This is a genomic window from Methyloligella sp. GL2, from assembly GCF_013341275.1.
Lineage (GTDB): Bacteria > Pseudomonadota > Alphaproteobacteria > Rhizobiales > Methyloligellaceae > Methyloligella.
The window spans coordinates 577,210-597,710 of the sequence record NZ_CP054476.1 but is presented as its reverse complement, the minus strand read 5'-3'; the positions used below and the strand labels follow the sequence as shown (position 1 = coordinate 597,710).

General features: G+C 64.0%; 16 protein-coding genes. 6 read left to right on the top strand and 10 right to left on the bottom strand.

Going from position 1 to position 20,501, the window contains the following annotated elements:
• Positions 1-12: 12 nt before the first annotated feature.
• From HT051_RS02840 to HT051_RS02805, 8 genes are all read right to left on the bottom strand, one after another.
• Positions 13-2,772 (bottom strand): phosphoenolpyruvate carboxylase, encoded by a 2,760-nt coding sequence (locus HT051_RS02840; RefSeq protein ID WP_174540638.1) that lies wholly within the window; start codon positions 2,770-2,772, stop codon positions 13-15.
• A gap of 234 nt (positions 2,773-3,006) precedes the next feature.
• Entirely contained in the window at positions 3,007-3,906 is a 900-nt protein-coding gene (sucD, locus tag HT051_RS02835) for a succinate--CoA ligase subunit alpha (RefSeq protein WP_174540637.1), read from the bottom strand.
• Between the two features lie 20 nt (positions 3,907-3,926).
• Positions 3,927-5,117: a malate--CoA ligase subunit beta gene (locus HT051_RS02830; RefSeq protein WP_174540636.1), complete on the bottom strand. Its 1,191-nt coding sequence runs from the start codon at positions 5,115-5,117 to the stop codon at positions 3,927-3,929.
• Between the two features lie 42 nt (positions 5,118-5,159).
• Positions 5,160-5,795: a methenyltetrahydrofolate cyclohydrolase gene (gene fchA / locus HT051_RS02825; RefSeq protein WP_246810152.1), complete on the bottom strand. Its 636-nt coding sequence runs from the start codon at positions 5,793-5,795 to the stop codon at positions 5,160-5,162.
• On the bottom strand, positions 5,792-6,652 hold the full coding sequence (locus HT051_RS02820; RefSeq protein WP_174540635.1) for an NADP-dependent methylenetetrahydromethanopterin/methylenetetrahydrofolate dehydrogenase: 861 nt from the start codon (positions 6,650-6,652) through the stop codon (positions 5,792-5,794). Before HT051_RS02820 ends, fchA begins: the two co-directional genes overlap by 4 nt.
• A gap of 34 nt (positions 6,653-6,686) precedes the next feature.
• The gene (locus tag HT051_RS02815; protein ID WP_174540634.1) at positions 6,687-7,625 is read right to left on the bottom strand and encodes a D-2-hydroxyacid dehydrogenase; all 939 of its coding nucleotides are present in this window, start codon (positions 7,623-7,625) and stop codon (positions 6,687-6,689) included.
• Positions 7,626-7,806: 181 nt separating this feature from the next.
• A complete protein-coding gene (locus tag HT051_RS02810) occupies positions 7,807-9,018 on the bottom strand; it encodes an aminotransferase class V-fold PLP-dependent enzyme (RefSeq protein ID WP_174540633.1) in 1,212 nt (403 codons plus the stop codon).
• A gap of 131 nt (positions 9,019-9,149) precedes the next feature.
• Positions 9,150-10,856 (bottom strand): formate--tetrahydrofolate ligase, encoded by a 1,707-nt coding sequence (locus HT051_RS02805; RefSeq protein ID WP_174540632.1) that lies wholly within the window; start codon positions 10,854-10,856, stop codon positions 9,150-9,152.
• A 140-nt stretch (positions 10,857-10,996) separates the two neighbouring features.
• Here HT051_RS02805 and HT051_RS02800 point away from each other — a divergent pair, with 140 nt between their 5' ends.
• Both HT051_RS02800 and HT051_RS02795 read left to right on the top strand, forming a co-directional pair.
• A complete protein-coding gene (locus HT051_RS02800; RefSeq protein ID WP_174540631.1) occupies positions 10,997-12,259 on the top strand; it encodes a glycerate kinase in 1,263 nt (420 codons plus the stop codon).
• Between the two features lie 234 nt (positions 12,260-12,493).
• Positions 12,494-13,387: a D-alanyl-D-alanine carboxypeptidase family protein gene (locus tag HT051_RS02795; RefSeq protein ID WP_174540630.1), complete on the top strand. Its 894-nt coding sequence runs from the start codon at positions 12,494-12,496 to the stop codon at positions 13,385-13,387.
• 13 nt (positions 13,388-13,400) lie between these two features.
• Here the strand turns inward: HT051_RS02795 and HT051_RS02790 are convergent, their stop codons facing one another.
• Together HT051_RS02790 and HT051_RS02785 are read right to left on the bottom strand one after the other, a co-directional pair.
• Complete coding sequence (locus tag HT051_RS02790; protein WP_174540629.1) at positions 13,401-13,919, bottom strand: CAP domain-containing protein; 519 nt, start codon at positions 13,917-13,919, stop codon at positions 13,401-13,403.
• A gap of 28 nt (positions 13,920-13,947) precedes the next feature.
• The gene (locus HT051_RS02785) at positions 13,948-14,682 is read right to left on the bottom strand and encodes a TlpA disulfide reductase family protein (RefSeq protein ID WP_174540628.1); all 735 of its coding nucleotides are present in this window, start codon (positions 14,680-14,682) and stop codon (positions 13,948-13,950) included.
• Positions 14,683-14,722: 40 nt separating this feature from the next.
• Here HT051_RS02785 and argH point away from each other — a divergent pair, with 40 nt between their 5' ends.
• From argH to HT051_RS02765, 4 genes are all read left to right on the top strand, one after another.
• The gene (argH, locus tag HT051_RS02780) at positions 14,723-16,105 is read left to right on the top strand and encodes an argininosuccinate lyase (RefSeq protein ID WP_174540627.1); all 1,383 of its coding nucleotides are present in this window, start codon (positions 14,723-14,725) and stop codon (positions 16,103-16,105) included.
• Between the two features lie 74 nt (positions 16,106-16,179).
• Positions 16,180-16,365, top strand: coding sequence for a lipoprotein (locus tag HT051_RS02775; RefSeq protein ID WP_174540626.1), 186 nt, complete (start codon positions 16,180-16,182; stop codon positions 16,363-16,365).
• A 19-nt stretch (positions 16,366-16,384) separates the two neighbouring features.
• On the top strand, positions 16,385-17,656 hold the full coding sequence (gene lysA, locus HT051_RS02770; RefSeq protein ID WP_174540625.1) for a diaminopimelate decarboxylase: 1,272 nt from the start codon (positions 16,385-16,387) through the stop codon (positions 17,654-17,656).
• Positions 17,657-17,795: 139 nt separating this feature from the next.
• The gene (locus HT051_RS02765; protein WP_174540624.1) at positions 17,796-20,501 is read left to right on the top strand and encodes a TIGR02302 family protein; all 2,706 of its coding nucleotides are present in this window, start codon (positions 17,796-17,798) and stop codon (positions 20,499-20,501) included.

Sequence of the window (20,501 nt, the reverse complement as noted above, 5' to 3'; positions counted from 1 at the left end):
TTTCCTTGCAGATTAACCCGTGGCCCCAAGGCCAGCGGCAATACAGTTGATCGACATCAGAAGCGGGACTTTGAGCTGTTCCCGTTCTGCGTCGGTCTCGGCGCTGCGGAAGCGCCGCAAGAGCTCCACCTGCTCGCGATTGACTTCGTTGATCGTCGGCAGGCGGTCTTTCAGCGCCCGGGAGAAATCCGGGAAACGCTGGGCGATCTGATCGTCGCCGCTGACCCGCAAGACCATCTCTGTGGTCAGGCGGTATTCCCGCTCGATCATCGAAAAGATCGCATCGCGCGCGGATTCGTCGGCCACCAGGCCGGCATAGCCCCGCGCCACCGACAGATCGACGACGAGCAGCATCTTCTCCACCTCGTCGATGACGAGACGGAAAAGACGGGAATCTTCGAACATGCGGCGGAGCAGCTTAAGCCCGCTCTCGCCGCGCACCTCTAGGAAGCTCTTGATGCCGCTTCCCACCCCGTACCAGCCGGTGATGGCGTGGCGGTTCTGCGACCAGGCGAACACCCAGGGGATCGCCCGCAGATCGCTCAACGACTTGGCGCCGAAGCGGCGCGACGGACGCGAGCCGATATTGAGCAGCGAAATCTCCTCCAGCGGGCTGGCCGCCTGGAAATAGGTCACCATGTCGGGGTGATTGAAGAATTTCGAATAGGCCGCCCGCGATGCGCCGGAAAGCGCCTCCATGGCGTCCTCGAACTCGCCCCGCGGTACCAGCGCCTCTTCCCGCTCCGATTTCAGCGCATGGGCGAAGACCGAGGCGCCGAGAAGCTCCATCTGATACAGCGCGGTGCCCTTATTGGCGTATTTGAACGAGACCACCTCGCCCTGCTCGGTGACCCGGAACCGGCCGCGGATCGAGCCGGCAGGCTGCGCCGCGATGGCGTGCCCCGTCGGCGCGCCGCCGCGGCTGACCGAGCCGCCCCGGCCATGGAAGAAGGCGATCGAGACGCCGGTCTCGTCGGAGATTTTGGTGAGGCGCGACTGCGCCCGGGCCAGCTCCCAGTTGGAGGCGACGAAACCGCCATCCTTGTTGGAGTCCGAATAGCCGATCATCACCTCCTGCACCCCGCCTTGCCAGCGGGTGGAGCGGCGCACCAGCGGCACCTGCAAAAGCTCGCGCATGATCGCCGGCGCGGCCTGCAGATCCTCGATGGTCTCGAACAGCGGCACCACGGGGAGCGTGCAGATCTCCGTCGCGGTGTCGTCGAGGAATACGCCGGCCTCCTTGACCAGGAGATAGACGCCGAGAATATCGGCCACCGAGCCGGTCATCGACAGGATGAAGCTGCCGAACGCCTCGCGGTCGAGCCCCTCGCGCATATCGGCGACCAGTCGCAGCATGCGTAAGGTCTCCGCCGCATCGTCGGGCAGATCGTCGAGTGGCTTCCGCTCCGTGGAGGGCTTGCCCAGCTCGGCGATGATCCAGGCTTTCCAGGCTTCGCTATCGGGCGCCGGCGGCTCGTCCTCGTCCGGATTTTCCCGCTTCCACAGCGCCTGCAGCGCACCCGTCGTGCGGGTGGTGTTCTCGCGAAGATCGAGCCGTACCGTGGAGAAGCGGAAGATCTCCACCGCATAGCGCACCGGGCGCACCATATCGGCGGCGATGCCGGGGGAGTTCGCCTCGACCAGCGCCTGCTCCAGCAGTTTCAGATCGGCGATCAACTCGTCGGCATTGGCATAGGCCGGATGGTCCGGCGATCCGCCTTGGGTCTTCTCGATGGTGGCGTCGAGCTTGCGCAGCAGGCAGGTGACATATTGCCGGTAGGCCTCGCCCGGATTGCGCACGGTGATCTCGTCCGCCTCCCCGCTGGCCTCGAGCTCCGCCCTCAGCGCCTCGGCGAAAGGCTGCCAGATCGGGTTGATGCGCTTGCTGATGGAGAGCATGCGCACCAGATCGTTCAGCCGCAGCCGGTAATGGCGCATGGCGGCGAGCGCATTCTCCTTCAAGGTGGTGCGCGTCACCTCGGTGGTGACGAAGGGATTGCCGTCGCGGTCGCCGCCGATCCAGGAGCCGAACTGGAAGAAGGCCGGCACCTCGAACGCCTCATGCGGATAATACTGCTGCAGCGAGGACTGCAGCAGCTTCAGCATCTCCGGCGCTTTGTCGAAGATCGTCTCGTCGAAGAAATGCAGCCCCCAGGAGACCTCCTTGGGGACAGTCGGCTTCTCCAGATGCAGCTCGCCGGTCATCCAGATCAGCTCGATCTGGTCGCGCAGCTGCTCGATCAGCCCGCGCCGCTCCCGCTCCGTCCAGCGCGACAGCTCCAGCTCGCGCAGCAGCAGATAGACGCGCCGGAGCTTCTCCAGCACGGTGACGCGCTTGGCCTCGGTCGGATGGGCGGTGATCACCGGGCGGATGCGCAAGCTGTCCAGCAGATGCCGCAGCTCGGCGACATCGATGCCGTCCCGCGCCGCCTCGGAGATCACATTGTCGAACGTGCCGCGCAGCTGATCGCGCCCGCGCGTCTTCTCCACATGGCGGCGGAGGCGCATCGTGGCGTTCTGCTCGGCGATGGAAAGCAGCTGGAACCAGATGCCTTGCGCCTGCAGCGCACGGGACATCAGCTCCGGCGACAGCGAGGAGAAATCATCGCCGCCCTTCAACACCGCCTGCACTTCCGGCTGATGCCGCCCGGTCACCTCCACCAAAAGGCCGAACAGGATCTCGGCCGCCTCATGGGCGCCGGTGCCCGTGATCACGGGCGGTGTTGCGGGGAACTCGAGGGAACCCGGAGACTGACTGGCGTCGTGATTCATGTATTGGGGATCCTCCCGGCCTGCCGATCGCCCGTGAAATTTCGCACAGCCGTACCCCGTCACTCGTATGAGCGAGGCGAGCCGCGCTTCCCGCGCTTACATCGCCCGATGGGGCGATAGCGCGGTACAGGGATTAGCCGGACGAGACGTCCTCCCTATGAAGCAGTTGCTATGAAAATACCGAGGGGAGGGCGCCTGATCTTTCAAGCGCCCTCCCCGCCGGATAATCTCTCTCTACGCCGCGCGGCGGTCGCCGCCCAGCACCTTGGCCACGGTGGAGCCGAACTCGCTGGGGTTCGGCGCAACCGTCAGACCGCAAGAGCGCATGATCTCGGCCTTCTCCGCGGCGCTGTCGCCAGCGGCGGAGATGATCGCGCCGGCATGGCCCATGCGGCGGCCCTTCGGCGCCGTGAGACCAGCGACGAAGCCGATCACCGGCTTCTTCATGTTCTCCTGGATCCAGGCCGAAGCCTCGGCTTCCTGCGGACCGCCGATCTCGCCGATCATCAGAACGGCTTCGGTCTCCGGATCGTCCTCGAACAGCTGCAGGTGATCGAGGAACGAGGAGCCATTGATCGGGTCGCCGCCGATACCGACCGAGGTGGTGATGCCGATGCCCAGCTCTTTCAGCTGCGCGGCGGCCTCATAGCCGAGCGTCCCCGAACGCGAGATGATGCCGACCGAGCCCTGCAGGTAGATATGGCCGGGCATGATGCCGAGCATCGATTTGCCGGGGCTGATGATGCCGGCGCAGTTCGGGCCGACCATCATCGGACGCTTATCCTTGGGAAAGCGGTAGAGATAGCGCTTCACCCGCATCATGTCCTGGGCCGGAATGCCGTCGGTGATCGAGCAGATCAGCCGGATGCCGGCATCCGCCGCTTCCATGATCGCATCGGCGCAGAAGGCCGGCGCGACGAAGGTGATCGAGGTGGTGGCGCCGGTCGCGGCCACGGCTTCCTTCACCGTGTCGAACACCGGAACGCCGTGATGGGTCTGGCCGCCCTTGCCGGGGGTGACGCCGCCGACGACATTGCTGCCGTATTCGATCATCTCCTTGGCGTGGAAGCTGCCCTTATCGCCGGTCATGCCCTGGACAATGATCGGCGTCTTCTCATCGATAAGAATACTCATGACGTGTTGCCTCCCTCGCCTTACGCCGTTGCCGCGGTCAGTTCCGATTGCGCGCCGCATGCATCGACCGCCTTCTGGGCGGCTTCTGCCAGCGTATCGGCGGTGATCAGATCGAGGCCGCTCTCGGCGAGGATCTTCTTGCCCTCTTCCACATTGGTGCCCGCCAGGCGAACCACCAGCGGCACCTTGATGTCGACCTGCTCGCAAGCCAGCACCACGCCCTTGGCGACCCAGTCGCAGCGATTGATGCCGGCGAAGATGTTGACCAGGATCGCCTGCACGTTCTCGTCCGACAGCACCAGCTTCAGCGCCGTGGCGATACGGTCCGGCGACGCGCCGCCGCCGACATCCAGGAAGTTGGCCGGATTGCCGCCGGCATGCTTGATCATGTCCATGGTCGCCATGGCGAGGCCGGCACCGTTGACGATGCAGCCGATTTCGCCGTCGAGACCGATATAGTTGAGATTGTGTTCGGCGGCCTTGGCCTCGCGCGGATCCTCTTGGGAAGGATCGTGCATATCGGCCACGGCATGCTGGCGGAACAGCGCGTTGTCGTCGAACGACATCTTCGCATCCAGCGCCAGCACGCGGTTATCCTTGGTCAGCACCAGCGGATTGACCTCGAGCATCGAGGCGTCGCAATCGCGGAACGCACGGTAGGCGTTGAGGATCAGGCTGGTGGCGCGCTGCACCTCTTTGATGTCGAGACCGAGCTTGAAAGCGATCTCGCGGGCCTGGAAGGCCTGCAGGCCGACGGCCGGTTCGACCACCACCTGGATAATCGCCTCCGGATCCTTGTCGGCGATCTCCTCGATCTCCATACCGCCTTCCTTGGAGGCGATGACGCGGATGCGCTCGGCTTTCCGGTCCAACACGAAGCCGAGATAGAATTCCTTCTCGAACGGCTCGGCGACCTCGACATAGACGCGCTGCACCGGCTTGCCTTCCGGCCCGGTCTGGTTGGTCACCAGATTCTTGCCCAGCAGCTCGGACGCCGCCTCGCGCACCTCATGGTAGGTCTTGCACAGCTTGATGCCGCCGGCCTTGCCGCGCGCACCGGCATGCACCTGGGCCTTTACCGCCCAGAACGAACCGCCCAGTTCCGTCGCCGCATAGACGGCCTGATCGGGGCTGAAAGCAACTGCGCCCTTCGGAACTGCAACCCCAAATTGAGACAGCAGCTCCTTGGCTTGATACTCGTGTACGTCCACCTGTTTTCCTCCCTTACCTGTCGGGGAGCCATCCCGAATTTCCTAGCTAAGCTTACCCTTCACGACCCCGTAAGCTTGCTCGGTCGCCCCGTCGGCTCCGGCTAGAAGCTCTTCTAATTCTTTGAGTTTGGCCTCTGCGAATTCTTTATCGGCTATCATTCTCGCATTGGTCAAGACATTCAAAGCCGCACTTTTAAGTGCCGCCTGGCCGGCGAGAACTGCCACGCCGGCATCGCTAATCACGTTAAGATTACCCTTGTCGGAGACTTCGCCAGAGAGGTCGATAACTTCGCGCGAAACCTTGCAGCAACGAAGAGGAACTTCCGTTGCCGTCTTCAGCGCTGCCTGAAGTGCTTCAGTGCGCGCCTCTTTTTCTTCTGGCGTTTCTTTGGGCATGCCATACGCGCCCATCACCTGATCGAAAGCCTTAACATCGTCGGCGATCATCTCGGTGAGCGCAAGCCGAAGCTCTTCGGCCCGCGCCAAAAGCCGCTTCATATCGTCCTCGACCTCGACATATTTCTTTTTGCCGATGGTGAGGTTGCAGACCATGGAGACCAGGGCCGCGCCCATGGCGCCGATGATCGCCGCCGCACTGCCGCCGCCAGGCGTCGCCGCCTGGCTGGCGAGGCCATCGAGAAACTCCTCGATCGAGCTGTCTTTGATCTCTGCGCTCACGCCATGTCCTTCGCTGCTGCGTAGATTTCCTCTGCGTCGAACACCTGGTCCTGCGACTCGAACAGCTGGCCGATCAGATGGCGGTGCAACTTTAGCTTGAGACCGCCGATGCCGAGCGCGCCGAAGCACAACTTACCGTAGCGCTCCTTGCCCTTGTCTGTCGCCTCGATGCCCTCGATGCCGAGCGGCGGCTGCGCGTTGCAGTCGGCGACCATCTCGATATTCGGATTGTTCTGCCAGGCGTCGGCCTTGAGCAGCTCGATGCCGATACCGCCAGCGGCAAACACCACATTGGCGTCCTTCACAGCTTCGCCGAACTGATCCGGATTGGAGGCCTCGAAACCGGAGCACTTCACGTCGAACCGCTCCGAGATCTGCTTGGCCGCCGCATCGGCGCGGTCCTGCTTGCGCGAGGTCAGCACCACCTCGGCGCCTTCGCTCGCCAGCATGGCGCCGGCGCGCATGCCGACCGGGCCGGTGCCGGCCAGAACCACGGCCTTCTTGCCCTTCAGATCGCCGGCCTTGGCCAGCAGCGCCACGCCGGCCGCAGCCGTCGTGTTGGAGCCGTTGGAATCCAGCATCACCGAGACGCGGAAATTGGCGAAGAAGCGCTTCTTCACGCATTCCAACAGCTCCTCGCCCTTGGCCATCGAGCCGCCGCCGACGAAGATCGCGGTGTGCTTCTTGTCGTCGCCGCCGCGGGTATAGATCGTGCCGTCGACCAGCGCGCCCACATTGTCGGGCGTCACATTGGCATAGCCTGCCACGTGATCGGCGCCACCGTCATACGCCACCACCGTGTCGAACACGGACGGTTCCGGATCGGTGTCGAACATGAAGAGAAGTTTTTTCATCAATCAATTTCCTCGTACGGGACTTTAGGCGCCCGCTTTACACAACGACGTTCTGCGGCTTACCCGCGACGAAAGCTTCGATATTGTCGACCAGCTGATCGGCCAGGATCTGCATCGCTTCCTTGCTTGCCCAGGCGACATGCGGCGTGACGATCAGGTTCGGCAGCTTGGCATCGAGAAGGATGTTGCCGTCCACCGGCGGCTCCTTGGTCACCACGTCGAAACCGGCGCCGGCGATCTCGCCGGCCTTCAAGGCTTCGACCAGAGCCTCCTCGTCGACCAGCCCGCCGCGCGCCGTGTTGATCAAGACGGCGGAGGACTTCATCTTCTTCAACTCCTCAGCCCCGATCATGTTCTTGGTCTCGGGGGTCAGCGGCGCGTGAAGCGTGATGACATCGCTCTCTGTCAGGATGGTCTCGAAATCGACCAGCCCGTCTTGCGGCATCACATCGTAGGGCAGCACTTCCATGCCCAGCGCCTCGGCGCGTTTGGCGATGGACTTGCCCAGCGCGCCGTAGCCGACGATGCCCAGCTTGGAGCCGGCGACGTCATAGATCGGATAGTCGAAATAGCAGAACTGCCGCGCCTTCTGCCAATCGCCGGCGCGCACCGATTCCACGTAGGGCACCAGGCTGCGGCGAAGCGCGAAGATCATCGCCACCACATGTTCCGGCACGGTGTTGAAGGCATAGCCGCGGATATTCACCACGGTGATGCCGTGCTCTTTGCAGTAATCCTTGTCGATCACGTCGGTGCCGGTGGCCGCCACCGCGATCAGCTTCAGATCGGGAAGCTGCTTCAGCGTCTCTTCGCGCATCGGCACCTTGTTGATGATCGCGATCTCGGCGCCTTTCAGGCGCTCCACGATCTGGTCGACCGACGTGACGTCGTATTCTTTGTAGTTATGCGGGAAGTTCGGCGCCCGCACATTGGCGTCGACTGTCTCTCGGTCGAGAAAAACGATCGAGTGTTCCACCTTGCAAATACCCCCAGGACCTGGTTACGCCTCTAATTCATCGAACCCGGCATCCCCGCCGGAAAACACAACTTCCATGTTCTTTCGCCGGACGGACCCTCGGGCCTCACACCGGCGGAAATTCGCCTTTGCCTCTTCGCGAAGTTGGCCTCTTAACGACCGCCAGGCGTCTCGCCCGGCGTCACTCGGCAGCGATCTTCGTCTCTTTGGGCCGCAGCTCGCCGCGGAAATGAGCTTGGGCCGCAGCGACGCCGCTGCCGAGCTCCACACCGATCCCGGCATCCTGCATCGCCATCTCCGCGCCCGAAAGCGCGCCAAGCAGCATCAACTCGTTCAGATCGCCAAGATGGCCGATCCGGAAAAGCTTGCCGGCAACCTGGGAAAGCCCCGCGCCCAGCGAAAGATTGTAACGCTCATATGCAATACGGATGACATCGGAGCCGTCGATGCCTTCCGGCACCATGATCGCGCTCACCGTATCGGAGTACCATTTCGGCTCCTTGGCGCAGAGCGAAAGCCCCCAAGCCTCGGCCGCCGCGCGCACGCCGCCGGCCAGATGCCGGTGCCGCGCGAAGACGTTCTCCAGCCCCTCGTCGAACAGCCGGTCCATCGAGGCGCGAAGCCCGTGCAGCAGACCGACCGCCGGTGTGTAGGGGAAATATCCGTCCCTGTTGGAGCGGATCTGATCGTCGAGATTGAAATAGGCGCGGGCGCACTTGGCATCCTCGCGCATCGAGAGCGCCTTCTGGCTGGCGCACAGAATCCCGAGGCCCGCCGGCAGCATCAGCCCCTTCTGCGAGCCGCACACCGCCATGTCGACGCCCCACTCGTCCATGCGGAAATCGATCGAGCCGATGGAGCTGACGCCGTCGACGAAAAGCAGCGCCGGATGGTTCGCCGCGGCGATCGCCGCACGCACGGCGGCCACGTCGGAGGTGACGCCGGTGGCGGTCTCGTTATGAACGATCAGCACCGCCTTGATCTGATGATCCTTGTCGGCGGTCAGCGCCTCTTCGATGCGGGAAGGATTGGCGCCGGTGCCCCACTCCTCCTCCTGAACGATCACCTCGATGCCGTGACGGCGGGTGAGCTCGATCCAAAGATGGCTGAAATTGCCGAAGCGGGGCGCCAGGACTTTGTCGCCAGGCGACAGCGTGTTGGTGATCGCCGTCTCCCAGGCGCCGGTCCCGCTGGACGGAAAGATAAACGCCTGGCCGTCTTTGCTCTTGAAGACTTTCTTGAGGTCTTCAAACAAAGGTTTGGTGAATTCCGGAAAATCGGGCGCGCGGTGATCTTCGGAGACCACATGCATGGCCCGAAGCACGCTTTCCGGCAGATTAGTGGGGCCTGGCACGAACAAAAAGTTGCGCCCCGGCCGAACGGCACCCGACATCGTTTCCTCCGCTGAGGTCTAAACTTCAGAAGAAGTTTGACTTCTTGCCCTAACCTATAGCTTGGGCGTTCGCTGAAGGGCAAGCGTGGTAGCGTCGGGGGCGGACCCTGACAACCCCTCGCGACGGATTTTTAGAACAATCCGACGATGTGGCCCTGCTCGTCGAGCTTGATGTTGTTTGCTGCGGGTACTCGTGGAAGACCTGGCATCGTCATGATGTCTCCGCAGATGATCACAACAAACTCGGCGCCGGCGGACAGTCTTACTTCGCGGATCGGAATAATGTGCCCGGTGGGCGCACCCTTCGCATCCGGGTTGGTGGAGAAGCTATACTGCGTCTTCGCGACGCAGACCGGCAGATTGCCGAAGCCCTGTGCCTCCAACTCCTCGAAGCGCTTCGCGATACTCTTGTCGTAAGAGATATCCTCCGCCCCGTAGATCTTCTGGGCGATGGTGCGCATCTTCTCCGCCAGAGGCATGTCGTCCGGATAGAGCGGCTTGAACGCGCTCTTCTGGGTATCGGTGATGCGGACCACGGTCTCCGCCAGATCCGCCGCGCCCGGCCCGCCAAGCGCCCAATGCTCGGCCAGCACGCACTCCACGTCGATCTTCTTGCACAGCGCCTGCAGCAGCTCGATCTCCGCTTCGGTGTCGCCGGAGAAGCGATTGACCGAAACCACCACCGGAACGCCATAGGAGCGCATATTGGCGACGTGCTTCTCCAGATTGGCGAAGCCTTTTTCCAGCGCGTCCAGATTTTCGTTCTTCAGCTCGTCCTTGGCGACGCCGCCATGCATCTTCAGCGCGCGAATGGTCGCAACCACCACGATTGCATCAGGGTTCAGCCCGGCCTTGCGGCATTTGATGTCGAGGAATTTCTCCGCTCCGAGATCGGCACCGAAGCCGGCCTCCGTCACCACATAGTCGGAGAGCTTCAGCGCTGCCTTGGTGGCGATCACCGAGTTGCAGCCATGGGCGATATTGGCGAACGGCCCGCCATGCACGAAGGCCGGATTGTTCTCCAGCGTCTGCACCATGTTCGGCGCCAGCGCGTCCTTCAGCAGCGCCGCCATCGGGCCGGCGGCGGAAAGCTGCTCCGCCGTCACCGGCTCGCGGCTGCGGGTCTGGCCGATCTGGATATTGCCGAGCCGCCGCTGCAGATCGGCAAGGTCGGTGGCCAGGCAGAAGATCGCCATCACCTCGGAGGCGACCACGATGTCGAACCCGGCCTCGCGCGGGAAGCCGTTGGCCACCCCGCCGAGCGAGGTGACGATGGAGCGTAGCGCCCGGTCGTTCATGTCGATGCCGCGCCGCCAGGTGACGCGCCGCGCATCGATATCGAGGCTGTTGCTCCAGTAAATATGGTTGTCGATCAAGGCTGCGAGCAGGTTGTTGGCCGCGCCGATGGCATGGAAGTCGCCGGTGAAGTGGAGGTTGATATCCTCCATCGGCACCACCTGCGCATAGCCGCCGCCGGCCGCGCCGCCCTTCATGCCGAAGCACGGGCCGAGAGACGGCTCGCGCACGCAGATCAGCGCCTTCTTGCCGATATGGTTCAGCGCATCGCCAAGCCCCACCGTGGTGGTGGTCTTGCCCTCGCCCGCCGCCGTCGGGGTGATCGCCGTCACCAGGATCAGCTTGCCGTCCGGGCGGTCTTTCAGGGTTTCGATGTAGTCGAGAGAGACTTTGCCCTTGTAGTGCCCGTAAGGCAGCATGCTCTCGGCCGGGATGCCGAGCTTCTCGGATGCCACATCGAGGATGGGGCGCATTTCCGCCGCTTGCGAAATCTCGATATCGGATTTCGGATTGCGGTGCTGTTCAACCGAGCCCTTGGACATGAATACTCACTCCCCCCATCTCATCATTCTTATGCGCTTTTGAAGGCGGCGCTGTTATCAGGGGTTGCAACTTAATTCAAGCGCTTGCCTTCTGGCAATCCAATGTGCAGTTTCCCCCCGCCTAAGAGGGACTTGCCATCATGACAGCGCCTGAAATCCTGAAATCCATGTTCGCCGCGGCAGTCGAAGCCGCATCGCCCGCCAATTGCGTGCCCCATCATCTGCCCAAGCCGCCCAAGGGAAAGACCGTGGTGATCGGTGCCGGCAAGGCCGGCGGCGCTATGGCCAAGGCGGTGGAAGATCATTGGGACGGGCCGCTCGAGGGTCTCGTCGTCACCCGCTATCAGCACGGCCTGCCGACCGAGAAGATCGAGGTGATCGAGGCCGGCCATCCGGTGCCCGATGCCGCAGGCCGCGAGGCGGCGACCCGCATCCTCTCCATGGTGCAGGGGCTGACGGAGGACGATCTGGTGCTCTGCCTGATCTCCGGCGGCGGCTCGGCGCTTCTGGCGCTCCCCTCCGAAGGCATCTCTCTGGAGGAGAAGCAGGCGATCAACAAGGCGCTGCTGAAATCCGGCGCCACCATCGGCGAGATGAACTCGGTGCGTAAGCATCTCTCCGCCATCAAGGGTGGCCGCCTCGCCATGGCCGCCGCGCCGGCCAAGGTGGTCGCGCTGATGATCTCCGACGTGCCGGGCGACGAGCCCTCGATCATCGCCTCCGGACCCACCGTCGCCGATCCCTCCAGCGGCACGGATGCTTTGGCGATCATGGAGAAATACGGCATCGACATTCCGGCTGGCGTGCGCGCTATCCTGGAAGACGAAGCCAACGAGACGCCGAAGCCCGGCGATCCGCGCCTCGCCAATGTCGACAATGTCATGATCTCCACGCCGCAAGATGCGCTGGAGGCCGCCGCCAAAGTCGCGGAAAAAGCCGGCTATACGCCGATGATCCTGTCCAACTGCATCGAAGGCGAAGCGCGCGACGTGGCGCTGGTTCATGCCGGCATCGCCCGCCAGGCGGCCGAGTTCGGCCAGCCGGCCAAAGCGCCTTGCGTTCTGATCTCCGGCGGCGAGACCACGGTCACCGTGCGTGGCAACGGCCGCGGCGGACGCAATGCGGAATTCCTGCTGGCGCTTGCCGTGGCGCTGGACGGCCATCCCGGCATCTACGCGCTTGCCGCCGACACCGACGGCATCGACGGCACCGAGGATAATGCCGGCGCGGTGCTCACCCCCGACAGTCTCGCCCGCGCCGAGGCTGCCGGCGTCAACGCCAAGGCCTATCTCGCCGACAATAACGGCTACAATTTCTTCGCCGCCATCGACGACCTTCTGGTCACCGGGCCGACCCGCACCAATGTCAACGATTTCCGGGCGATTTTGATCGACGACGCGTGAGCCGATCGCGGCAACTTCGCAGTTGCGAATTGCACTCGCCGCGTTAGTCTTCGGCTCGGCAGGACATCGCGCCGGGCCATCCGAAGCGCCTCCGAGCGGCGAGACCGCCCGCCGGAACGGTCGCTTTGGGCATCAAGCTATTCGCCGTGCATGGGACGTTCGGGCCGTCCCGGGCGGCGATACTAAGGGGCGGTGGGAACGAGTTCGATCGGGGCTGGGGGAGAAAGCAGAATAATGCTGAAGCGCGTCTTCCTGGTTTTGCTCGCGATCGTTCTTGCTGTCCCGCCCAATATCGCAGCCGCCGGCCCCGCCCTCGTCTTCGAGCCCTATAACGGCACCGTGTTCTACGCCGAGGACCCGGACGTTCCCTGGTTCCCCGCCTCTCTCACCAAGCTGATGACGGCCTATATCGCCTTCGCCGATCTGCGCGCCGGCCGGGTGACCATGGAGACCAAGATCCCCTGCTCCGAGCATGCGGCCGAGCAGGCGCCGAGCAAGCTCGGCCTTCCCGTCGGCGGCGAGCTGACCCTGGAAGTGGCGCTGAAAGTGGTGCTTGTGAAATCCGCCAACGACGTTGCGGTGATGATCGCCGAGGCGCTTGGCGGCGGCAGCGAGCAGGCCTTCGTGGTGCGCATGAACGCTGCCGCCCAGCATCTCGGCATGACCCACACCCACTTCGCCAATGTCAACGGCCTGCCCAACGAGAACCAGGTGACCACGGCCCGCGATCTGGCGCGGCTGTCCCGGGCCATCATCCTGCAATTCCCCGAGCACGCCGATCTGTTCAAGCTCCGCTACGTCAAGGTCAACGGCAAGCTCTTGCGCAGCCATAACGGCCTGCTCACCGATTTCGAAGGCGCCGACGGCATGAAGACCGGCTTCATCTGCGATTCCGGCTTCAACATCGTCGCCAGCGCCACCCGCGACGACCGCCGCCTGGTCGCCGTGGTGCTGGGCGAAGTCTCCGTGCCGGCCAGGCGCGCGCGCACCAAGGAGCTGCTGGAGAACGGCTTCAAACGCTATTTCTGGAAATCGCTGTTCGGCACCACGATTGACGGCCTTGCCATGGAGACCGCGCTCTCGGACCGCCCGGCGCATCTGCGCGCCCAGATCTGCGGCAGCGGCTAGATAAGCCTCAAGCTCAGCGGCGCGGCGCTGCGAGCACCAGCACCCAATAGGTCTGGTATTTTCCGCTTTTAGAGAAATCCATGGCGATGCCCATCGCCGCCGCGTCGCTGAGCAGCAGATTGCGGTTATGGCTGGAGCTCTTCTTCCAGCCATCCAGCACCTCTTGGAAATTATGCTGTCCCGCGGCGACATTCTCCGCCGCAAGCCCCGCCGCATAGCCGGTGCGTGCGACCCGCGCCGAGACATCGGACCCGTCCGAGCCCTTATGGGTCATGGTATCCCGCCGCGCCATGTCGGTGGCTTGGATGCGGGCGGCTTGGGTGAGCTTTGCGTTGAGCGGCAAGGGGCGCCGCCCTTTCGTCACCCGGTATGCGTTGATCATGTTGCGGGCTTGCGCGGCGCTGAAGGACGGCGCCTCGGAGAGCCGCATCGCCGGCGGCAGCTCCTGCGTCACCGTATCGGCGCAGCCGCCGAGGAAGCCGAGCGAAACCATCAGCGAGACGAGAACGGGGCGTGCGAAACGGAAAACCACGGGAAGCGCTTTTGTGTCGAACCTTCTCTTAAGCCGGACCGTCTGCGGGGCTTTCGGAGGCTTTATCCCCCTCGCCCGCATCGGAAGTATCGGCGGCAATCGCGGCTTTTAGAAGCCGGACCGCATCGTCCGAATCCCATTCCGCCGGCCCCACCAGACGTCCGATCTCCTTACCTTGCGCATTGACCAGAAGCGTCGTCGGCATGCCCACCGCGCGCAGCTGGCTGAACAGCTTGCCGGAAGGGTCGCGGTAGAGCGCGATATGGTCGGCCCCGACCTCTTTCAGGAAATCCTTCGCCTTGCCGGCACCGCCGCGGTCGATATTCATCGCCACCACCTGGAAATCGTCACCGCCGAGTTCCGCCTCCAGCTTATCCAGCGCCGGCATCTCCTCGCGGCAGGGATGGCACCACGTCGCCCAGATGTTCAAAAGCACCGTCTTGCCCTTGAAATCGGCGAAATCAACGGGCTCGCCTGCGCTGTTTTCCAGCGTCATCTCCGGCAGATCCTTCGGCGCCTTATGCACCAGGAAGGCCGCCATCTCGCCCTTGTTCAACCCGGCAAGCGGCCCCTCGCCGGCCGGCGCAGACGAGCTTTCCGTCTCACTTTCAGCGGTCTTGGAGGCGTTTTCGCTCAGGGAATCGTTGCCAGAGGGGCTGAGACTCCAATATATCGTCCCAAACCCGATTATCGCGGCGATGAGCGCGACGATGATGGTGACGCCGGACGAGCCTCGTCCGCTCTGTTTCTTGCTATCGCTCACTTACGTCCTCGCCGTTTTTTGATCCGTCAGGCTTGGCATCATGTCCAATACCATGTGGGGCGGCCGGTTCAGTTTGAGCCCCGCCGAGATAATGGAGGAGATAAACGCCTCCATCGACTTCGACAAGCGCCTGTGGCAGCAGGATATTCGCGGCTCCAAGGCCCATGCCGCCATGCTCGCCGCCACCGGCATCATCAGCGATGACGAGGCCAAGGCCATCGATGGCGGCCTCGACACCATCGCCGAAGAGATCGCCTCCGGCCAATTCAAATTCTCGCGAGAGCTGGAGGACATCCATCTCAATATCGAGAACCGGCTGAAAGAGCTGATCGGCCCCACCGCCGGCAAGCTGCACACCGCACGCTCGCGCAACGACCAGGTGGCGACCGATTTCCGGCTCTATGTCCGCGACGAGATCGATTCCATCGAGGACGCGCTCTCCGGGCTGCAGCTCGTGCTCGCCGAGAAGGCGCACGAGTTCGCGAACGCCGTGATGCCGGGCTTCACCCATCTGCAGACCGCCCAGCCCGTGACCTTCGGCCATCATTGCCTCGCCTATGTGGAGATGCTGTCCCGCGACCGGGGCCGCTTCGCCGACGCACGCAAGCGGCTGAACGAGAGCCCGCTCGGCTCCGCCGCCCTCGCCGGCACCGGCTTTCCCATCGACCGGGACATGACCGCCGAAGCGCTGGAGTTCGACCGGCCCACGGCCAATTCGCTGGACGCCGTCTCCGACCGGGATTTCGCCCTGGAGACCCTGGCCGACGCCTCGATCTGCGCCATGCATCTGTCGCGGCTTGCCGACGAGATCGTGCTGTGGACTTCGGCCCAGTTCGGCTTCGTCACCTTGTCGGACCAGTTCGCCACCGGCTCCTCGATCATGCCGCAGAAGAAGAACCCCGACGCTGCCGAGCTGATCCGCGCCAAGACCGGACGCATCGCCGGCGCCTTCCAGGCGCTACTCTTGGTGATGAAGGGCCTGCCGCTGGCCTATGCCAAGGACATGCAGGAGGACAAGGAGCCGGTCTTCGACGCCCTCGCCTCCCTCAAGCTCGGCATCGCCGCCATGGCCGGCATGATCGGCGATATGGAGCCGAACCCGCGTGCCATGAAAAAGGCCGCCGGATCGGGCTATTCCACCGCCACCGATCTCGCCGATTGGCTGGTGCGTGAGCTGGGGCTTCCCTTCCGCGATGCTCACCACGTCACCGGCAACATCGTCGCACTGGCGGAGAAACAGGGTAAGCCCTTGGCAAGGCTTGAACTTTCCGAGCTGCAATCGGTCGAGCCGAAGATCACCGAGGGTGTTTTCTCGGTGCTCGATGTGGCAAGCTCGGTGAAAAGCCGCAAGAGCTATGGCGGCACTGCGCCCGCCAATGTGAAACGGCAGGCGAACCGCTGGATAAAGCGTTTGTCGAAATAGCCTCCCCCGGGATAAAAAGGGGGCCTGCGGGGCATGAGCCCTGCGACGAGGGACAAGACCGGAAGGGGATGATCATGGGAAGCGCTCTGCGCATCCTCATCACCGTTGCACTGCTCTTCGGCATTGGCCTGACCGCCTGTGGCCGGCGCGGTTCGCTCGACCGTCCGCCGCCGCGCGGACCGGAAGTAAAGGCCGATCCGGAGACCAAGATGCAGACCGCCCCGGACCGGAAACTGATTATCGATCGATTGCTTGAGTAGTCCCTTTTAGGCCCGACTGATGCACCATTTCACCTATCGGCGGGGTATCCTCCACGCCGAGGATATTGCTTTGCCCGATCTCGCCAGCGAGGTCGGCACGCCGTTCTATTGCTATTCCTCCGCGACGCTCACCCGCCATTATCGCGTCTTCGCCGAGGCTTTCGCCGATTTCGATGCGCTTGTCTGCTATTCGATCAAGGCGAATTCCAATCTCGGCGTGCTGGCGACGCTTGCCGCCGAAGGTGCCGGCATGGACGTCGTCTCGCAAGGCGAGCTCCGCCGCGCTTTGGCGGTCGGCATTTCTCCGGAAAAGATCGTCTTCTCCGGCGTCGGCAAGACCAAAGAGGAGATGGGCTTCGCCCTAGATAGCGGCATCTTCGCCTTCAACGTGGAATCGGAGCCGGAGCTGCGCGCGCTGAGCGAGGTCGCCGCGTCCAAGGGGAAGACCGCCACCGTGGCGCTCCGCGTCAATCCGGATGTCGACGCCAAGACCCATCACAAGATCGCGACCGGCAAGGCGGAGAACAAATTCGGCGTCCCCTTCGATCAGGCCATTCCCCTCTATCAGCTTGCCCGCGATCTGGACGGCATCGATGCCCGCGGCGTGCATATGCATATCGGCAGCCAGATCACCGATCTTTCGCCGTTCAAGAACGCCTTCGCACTTTTGACCGAGCTGGTCGGCCGCCTGCGCATCGAGGGGTTCACCATCGATTTCGTCAATCTCGGCGGCGGGCTCGGCATCCCCTATCGCAGCGACGAGCCGGCCCCGCCTCTGCCGATGGATTACGCCGCTTTGGTGCGCGACTGCGCCAAGGAACTCAATTGCCGGCTGCTGTTCGAGCCCGGCCGCATGATCGCCGGCAACGCCGGCATCTTCGTCACCCGCGTGATCTATGTGAAGCAGGGCGCCGATAAGCGATTCGTCATCGTCGACGGCGCCATGAACGACCTGATGCGGCCGACGCTTTACGAGGCTTATCATGAGGTTTGGCCGGTCAAGGAAATGCCCGAAGGCGCTCTCACCGCGCCGGCCGATATCGTGGGTCCGGTCTGCGAGAGCGGCGATTATCTGGCCGTGAACCGCCCCTTGCCGGAATTGGCCCCGGGCGATCTTGTCGCGGTGATGACCGCCGGCGCCTATGGCGCCGTATTGTCGTCCCAATATAATAGTCGCTTACGCGTGCCGGAGGTGCTTGTATCGGGGGATCGCTTCGCGGTTGTACGCCCGAGGCCCGATTATGAGACCATGCTTGCGGCGGAGCGTCTGCCCGATTGGCTTGGCGACTGATCCGCAAATGCGCGGCGTGAGCCGAACGTAAGGCCCCTCGCTTGGGCCGGCCCTTCGGCGAGACGCCGCCCTGAAGAGAAGGTACCCGGTGGTATCTAAGCGGACGAACCGAAGAAAACAGCAGGAAACCGAGCGCTCCATGGCCCGCGCCTTCGACCGGCGCGTACGGCTGAGCCGGCTTGCGCTTTTCGCCGAGCGCGTCTGGGAGGCGCTGCTCTGGCCCGGCCTGGTCGTCGCCGCCTTCCTGGTGATCACCCTGCTCGGAGTTTGGGGCTATATGCCCGCCCTGCTGCACCGGCTGCTACTCGGCGGCTTCGCCGTAGCGCTGCTCGTCTCGCTGCTCCCCCTCATCCGCATCCGGCTGCCCCGCCGCGAGGAGGCCGTGCGTCGCCTGGAGCGCAAGGCCGGCGTCCAGCACCGCCCCGCCAGCTCCTATGAGGACAGCCTCTCCGGTCCGGTCGACGCCGATACCCACGCGCTCTGGGCCGTGCACCGGCGCCGCCTTGCCGAGACCATCAAGCGGCTGAAGCCCTCCTGGCCGGCTCCCCGCAACGACCGGCGCGACCCTTACGCCATCCGCGGCGGTCTGTTTCTGCTGCTCTTCGTCGCCATCGTCATTGCCGGCCCCAATCTTCGCGAACGGCTGGCGAGCGCCTTCAGCCCGGCGCCGAGCCAGTCGCAAGCCCTGCTCCGCCTCGATGCCTGGGTGACGCCGCCGGTCTATACCGGCCAGGCGCCCATCGTCTTGGCCGACGGCAGCGAGCAGCTTGGCGGGGGCGCCGGGACCTTCCGTGCCCTTTCGATCCCCGAGCGCAGCAATCTGGTGGTCCGCGCCAATGCGCCGGAGGGCGAGAGCGTCAAGCTGACCTTGAAGCCCGACCAGGAAAACGCCGAGGCGGTGGATATCGAGCCGCTGCCGGGCAAGAGCGGTCTGATCGAGTTCCAGGAAAAGATCCTGACGCCCGGCACCGCCCAGGTCTCCATCGCCGGCAACACCGTGGCGAGCTGGCGCTTCGGCCTGATCGACGACAAGGATCCGACCATCAAGCTGTCGGAGAAACCGACGACCACGCCGCGCAGCGCTCTGCGCCTGGCCTATGCCGCCTCCGACGATTACGGCGTCGCCAGCGCCGAGGCACGCTTCGCTCTCGTCAATGCGAGCGCGGCCAACGACCTGCTCGGCGGCCTTGCCGGCCTTAAGGCCGGAGACGATCCGCTGCTTCAGCCGCCGGTGATCAACCTGCCGCTGACCAAAGCCAATGCGCGGGAGGTGCAGGGGCGCGCCACCCAGGATCTGACCGCACATCCTTGGGCCGGCTTGCCGGTCGCGATGACCCTCTACGCCAAGGATCAGGCGGGGCAGACCGGCAGCAGCGAGACCTATCGCTTCATCCTTCCCGAACGGCAGTTCACCGAGCCCCTGGCCAAGGCGGTGGTCGAGCAGCGCAAGAAGCTGGTGCGCGACCGCAACTCCGCCGACAACGTCATGCGCGCCCTCGACGCCCTCACCCTCGGCGGCAAACAGGTGATCCCCGACCCGCGTGTCTATCTCGGCTTGCGCAGCACCTATTGGCGCCTTGCCGACGACCGCTCGCCTGAGGCCATCGCCAGCGTTGTCGAGCAGCTTTGGGATATCGCGCTTCGTATCGAGGACGGCGATCTGCCCGAGGCCGAGCGCAAGCTGAAAGCGGCGCAGAAGGCCCTGCAGGACGCGCTACAGAACGGCGCCTCGCCGCAAGAGATCCAGCAACGCATGGACGAGCTGCGCCAGGCGCTTGCCGATTACATGCAGCAGCTCGCCCAGCAAGCCCAGGAGAAGGGCAATCTGCCCCAAGAAGGCGGACCGCCCCAGACCGGCCAGGAGATGATGTCCCAGCAGAATCTCGATCAGATGCTGGACAATATCGAGAAGCTCGCCCAGGCCGGCTCCAACGAGATGGCCGAGCAGATGCTTTCCGAACTCGACGACGTACTCAACCGCCTGCAGACCGGCACCTTCTCCGACAATGCCCGCCAGCAGCGCATGCGCCGTCTGATGCAGGAACTCGGCGATTTGATCGACGAGCAGCAAGAGCTTCTGGACCAGACCTATCAGGCCAACCGCCAGGACAGTCAGGGCCAGGATGAAGGTTTCGAGGTCAGCCCGCCCGGCAGCCCCATGCAATTCGGCCGGCCCGGCATGATGTTCCCCGAGCTCTATGGCCAGCAGCCGCAAAACGGCCAAAGCCAACAACAAGGCCAGCAACAGGGGCAGCAGGGTCAACAAGGTCAGCAGCAGGGCCAGCAGCCCGGCGGACAGCTAGGCCAGCGCAGCGGACAAGGTCAGCAGCAGGGGCAGAAGGGCCAGGGACAAGGCCAGCGCGGCCAGCGGCAGGGCCAAGGCGGCGAGCTTGCCGACCGCCAGGGCGAGCTGATGGAACAGCTGCAAAAGCTCATCGACAGCATGCGCATCAACGGCGCCGATGCGCCGGAGGAGCTGGGCGATGCCGGCCAGTCCATGGGCCAGGCGCAAGATTCCATCGACCAGAACGATCTCAATAGCGCCACCCAGCAGCAAGGTATGGCGGTCGACGCCATGCGCCAGGGCGCTCAATCCATGGCCCAGCAGATGATGCAGAATGCGGAAGGCCAGCAATCCCGCGGCCAGGGGCAGAACGGCCGCGATCCCCTCGGCCGGCCCGATCAGGGCAGCCAGCCGGATCAGGGCCTGTCGGTGAAAGTGCCCGATCAGATCGACATCCAGCGCGCCCGCGAGGTGCTGGACGAGCTGCGCAACCGCCTCGGTGATCCCAACCGTCCGATGATCGAGCTGGATTATCTGGAGCGGCTGATCCGCTCCTATTAG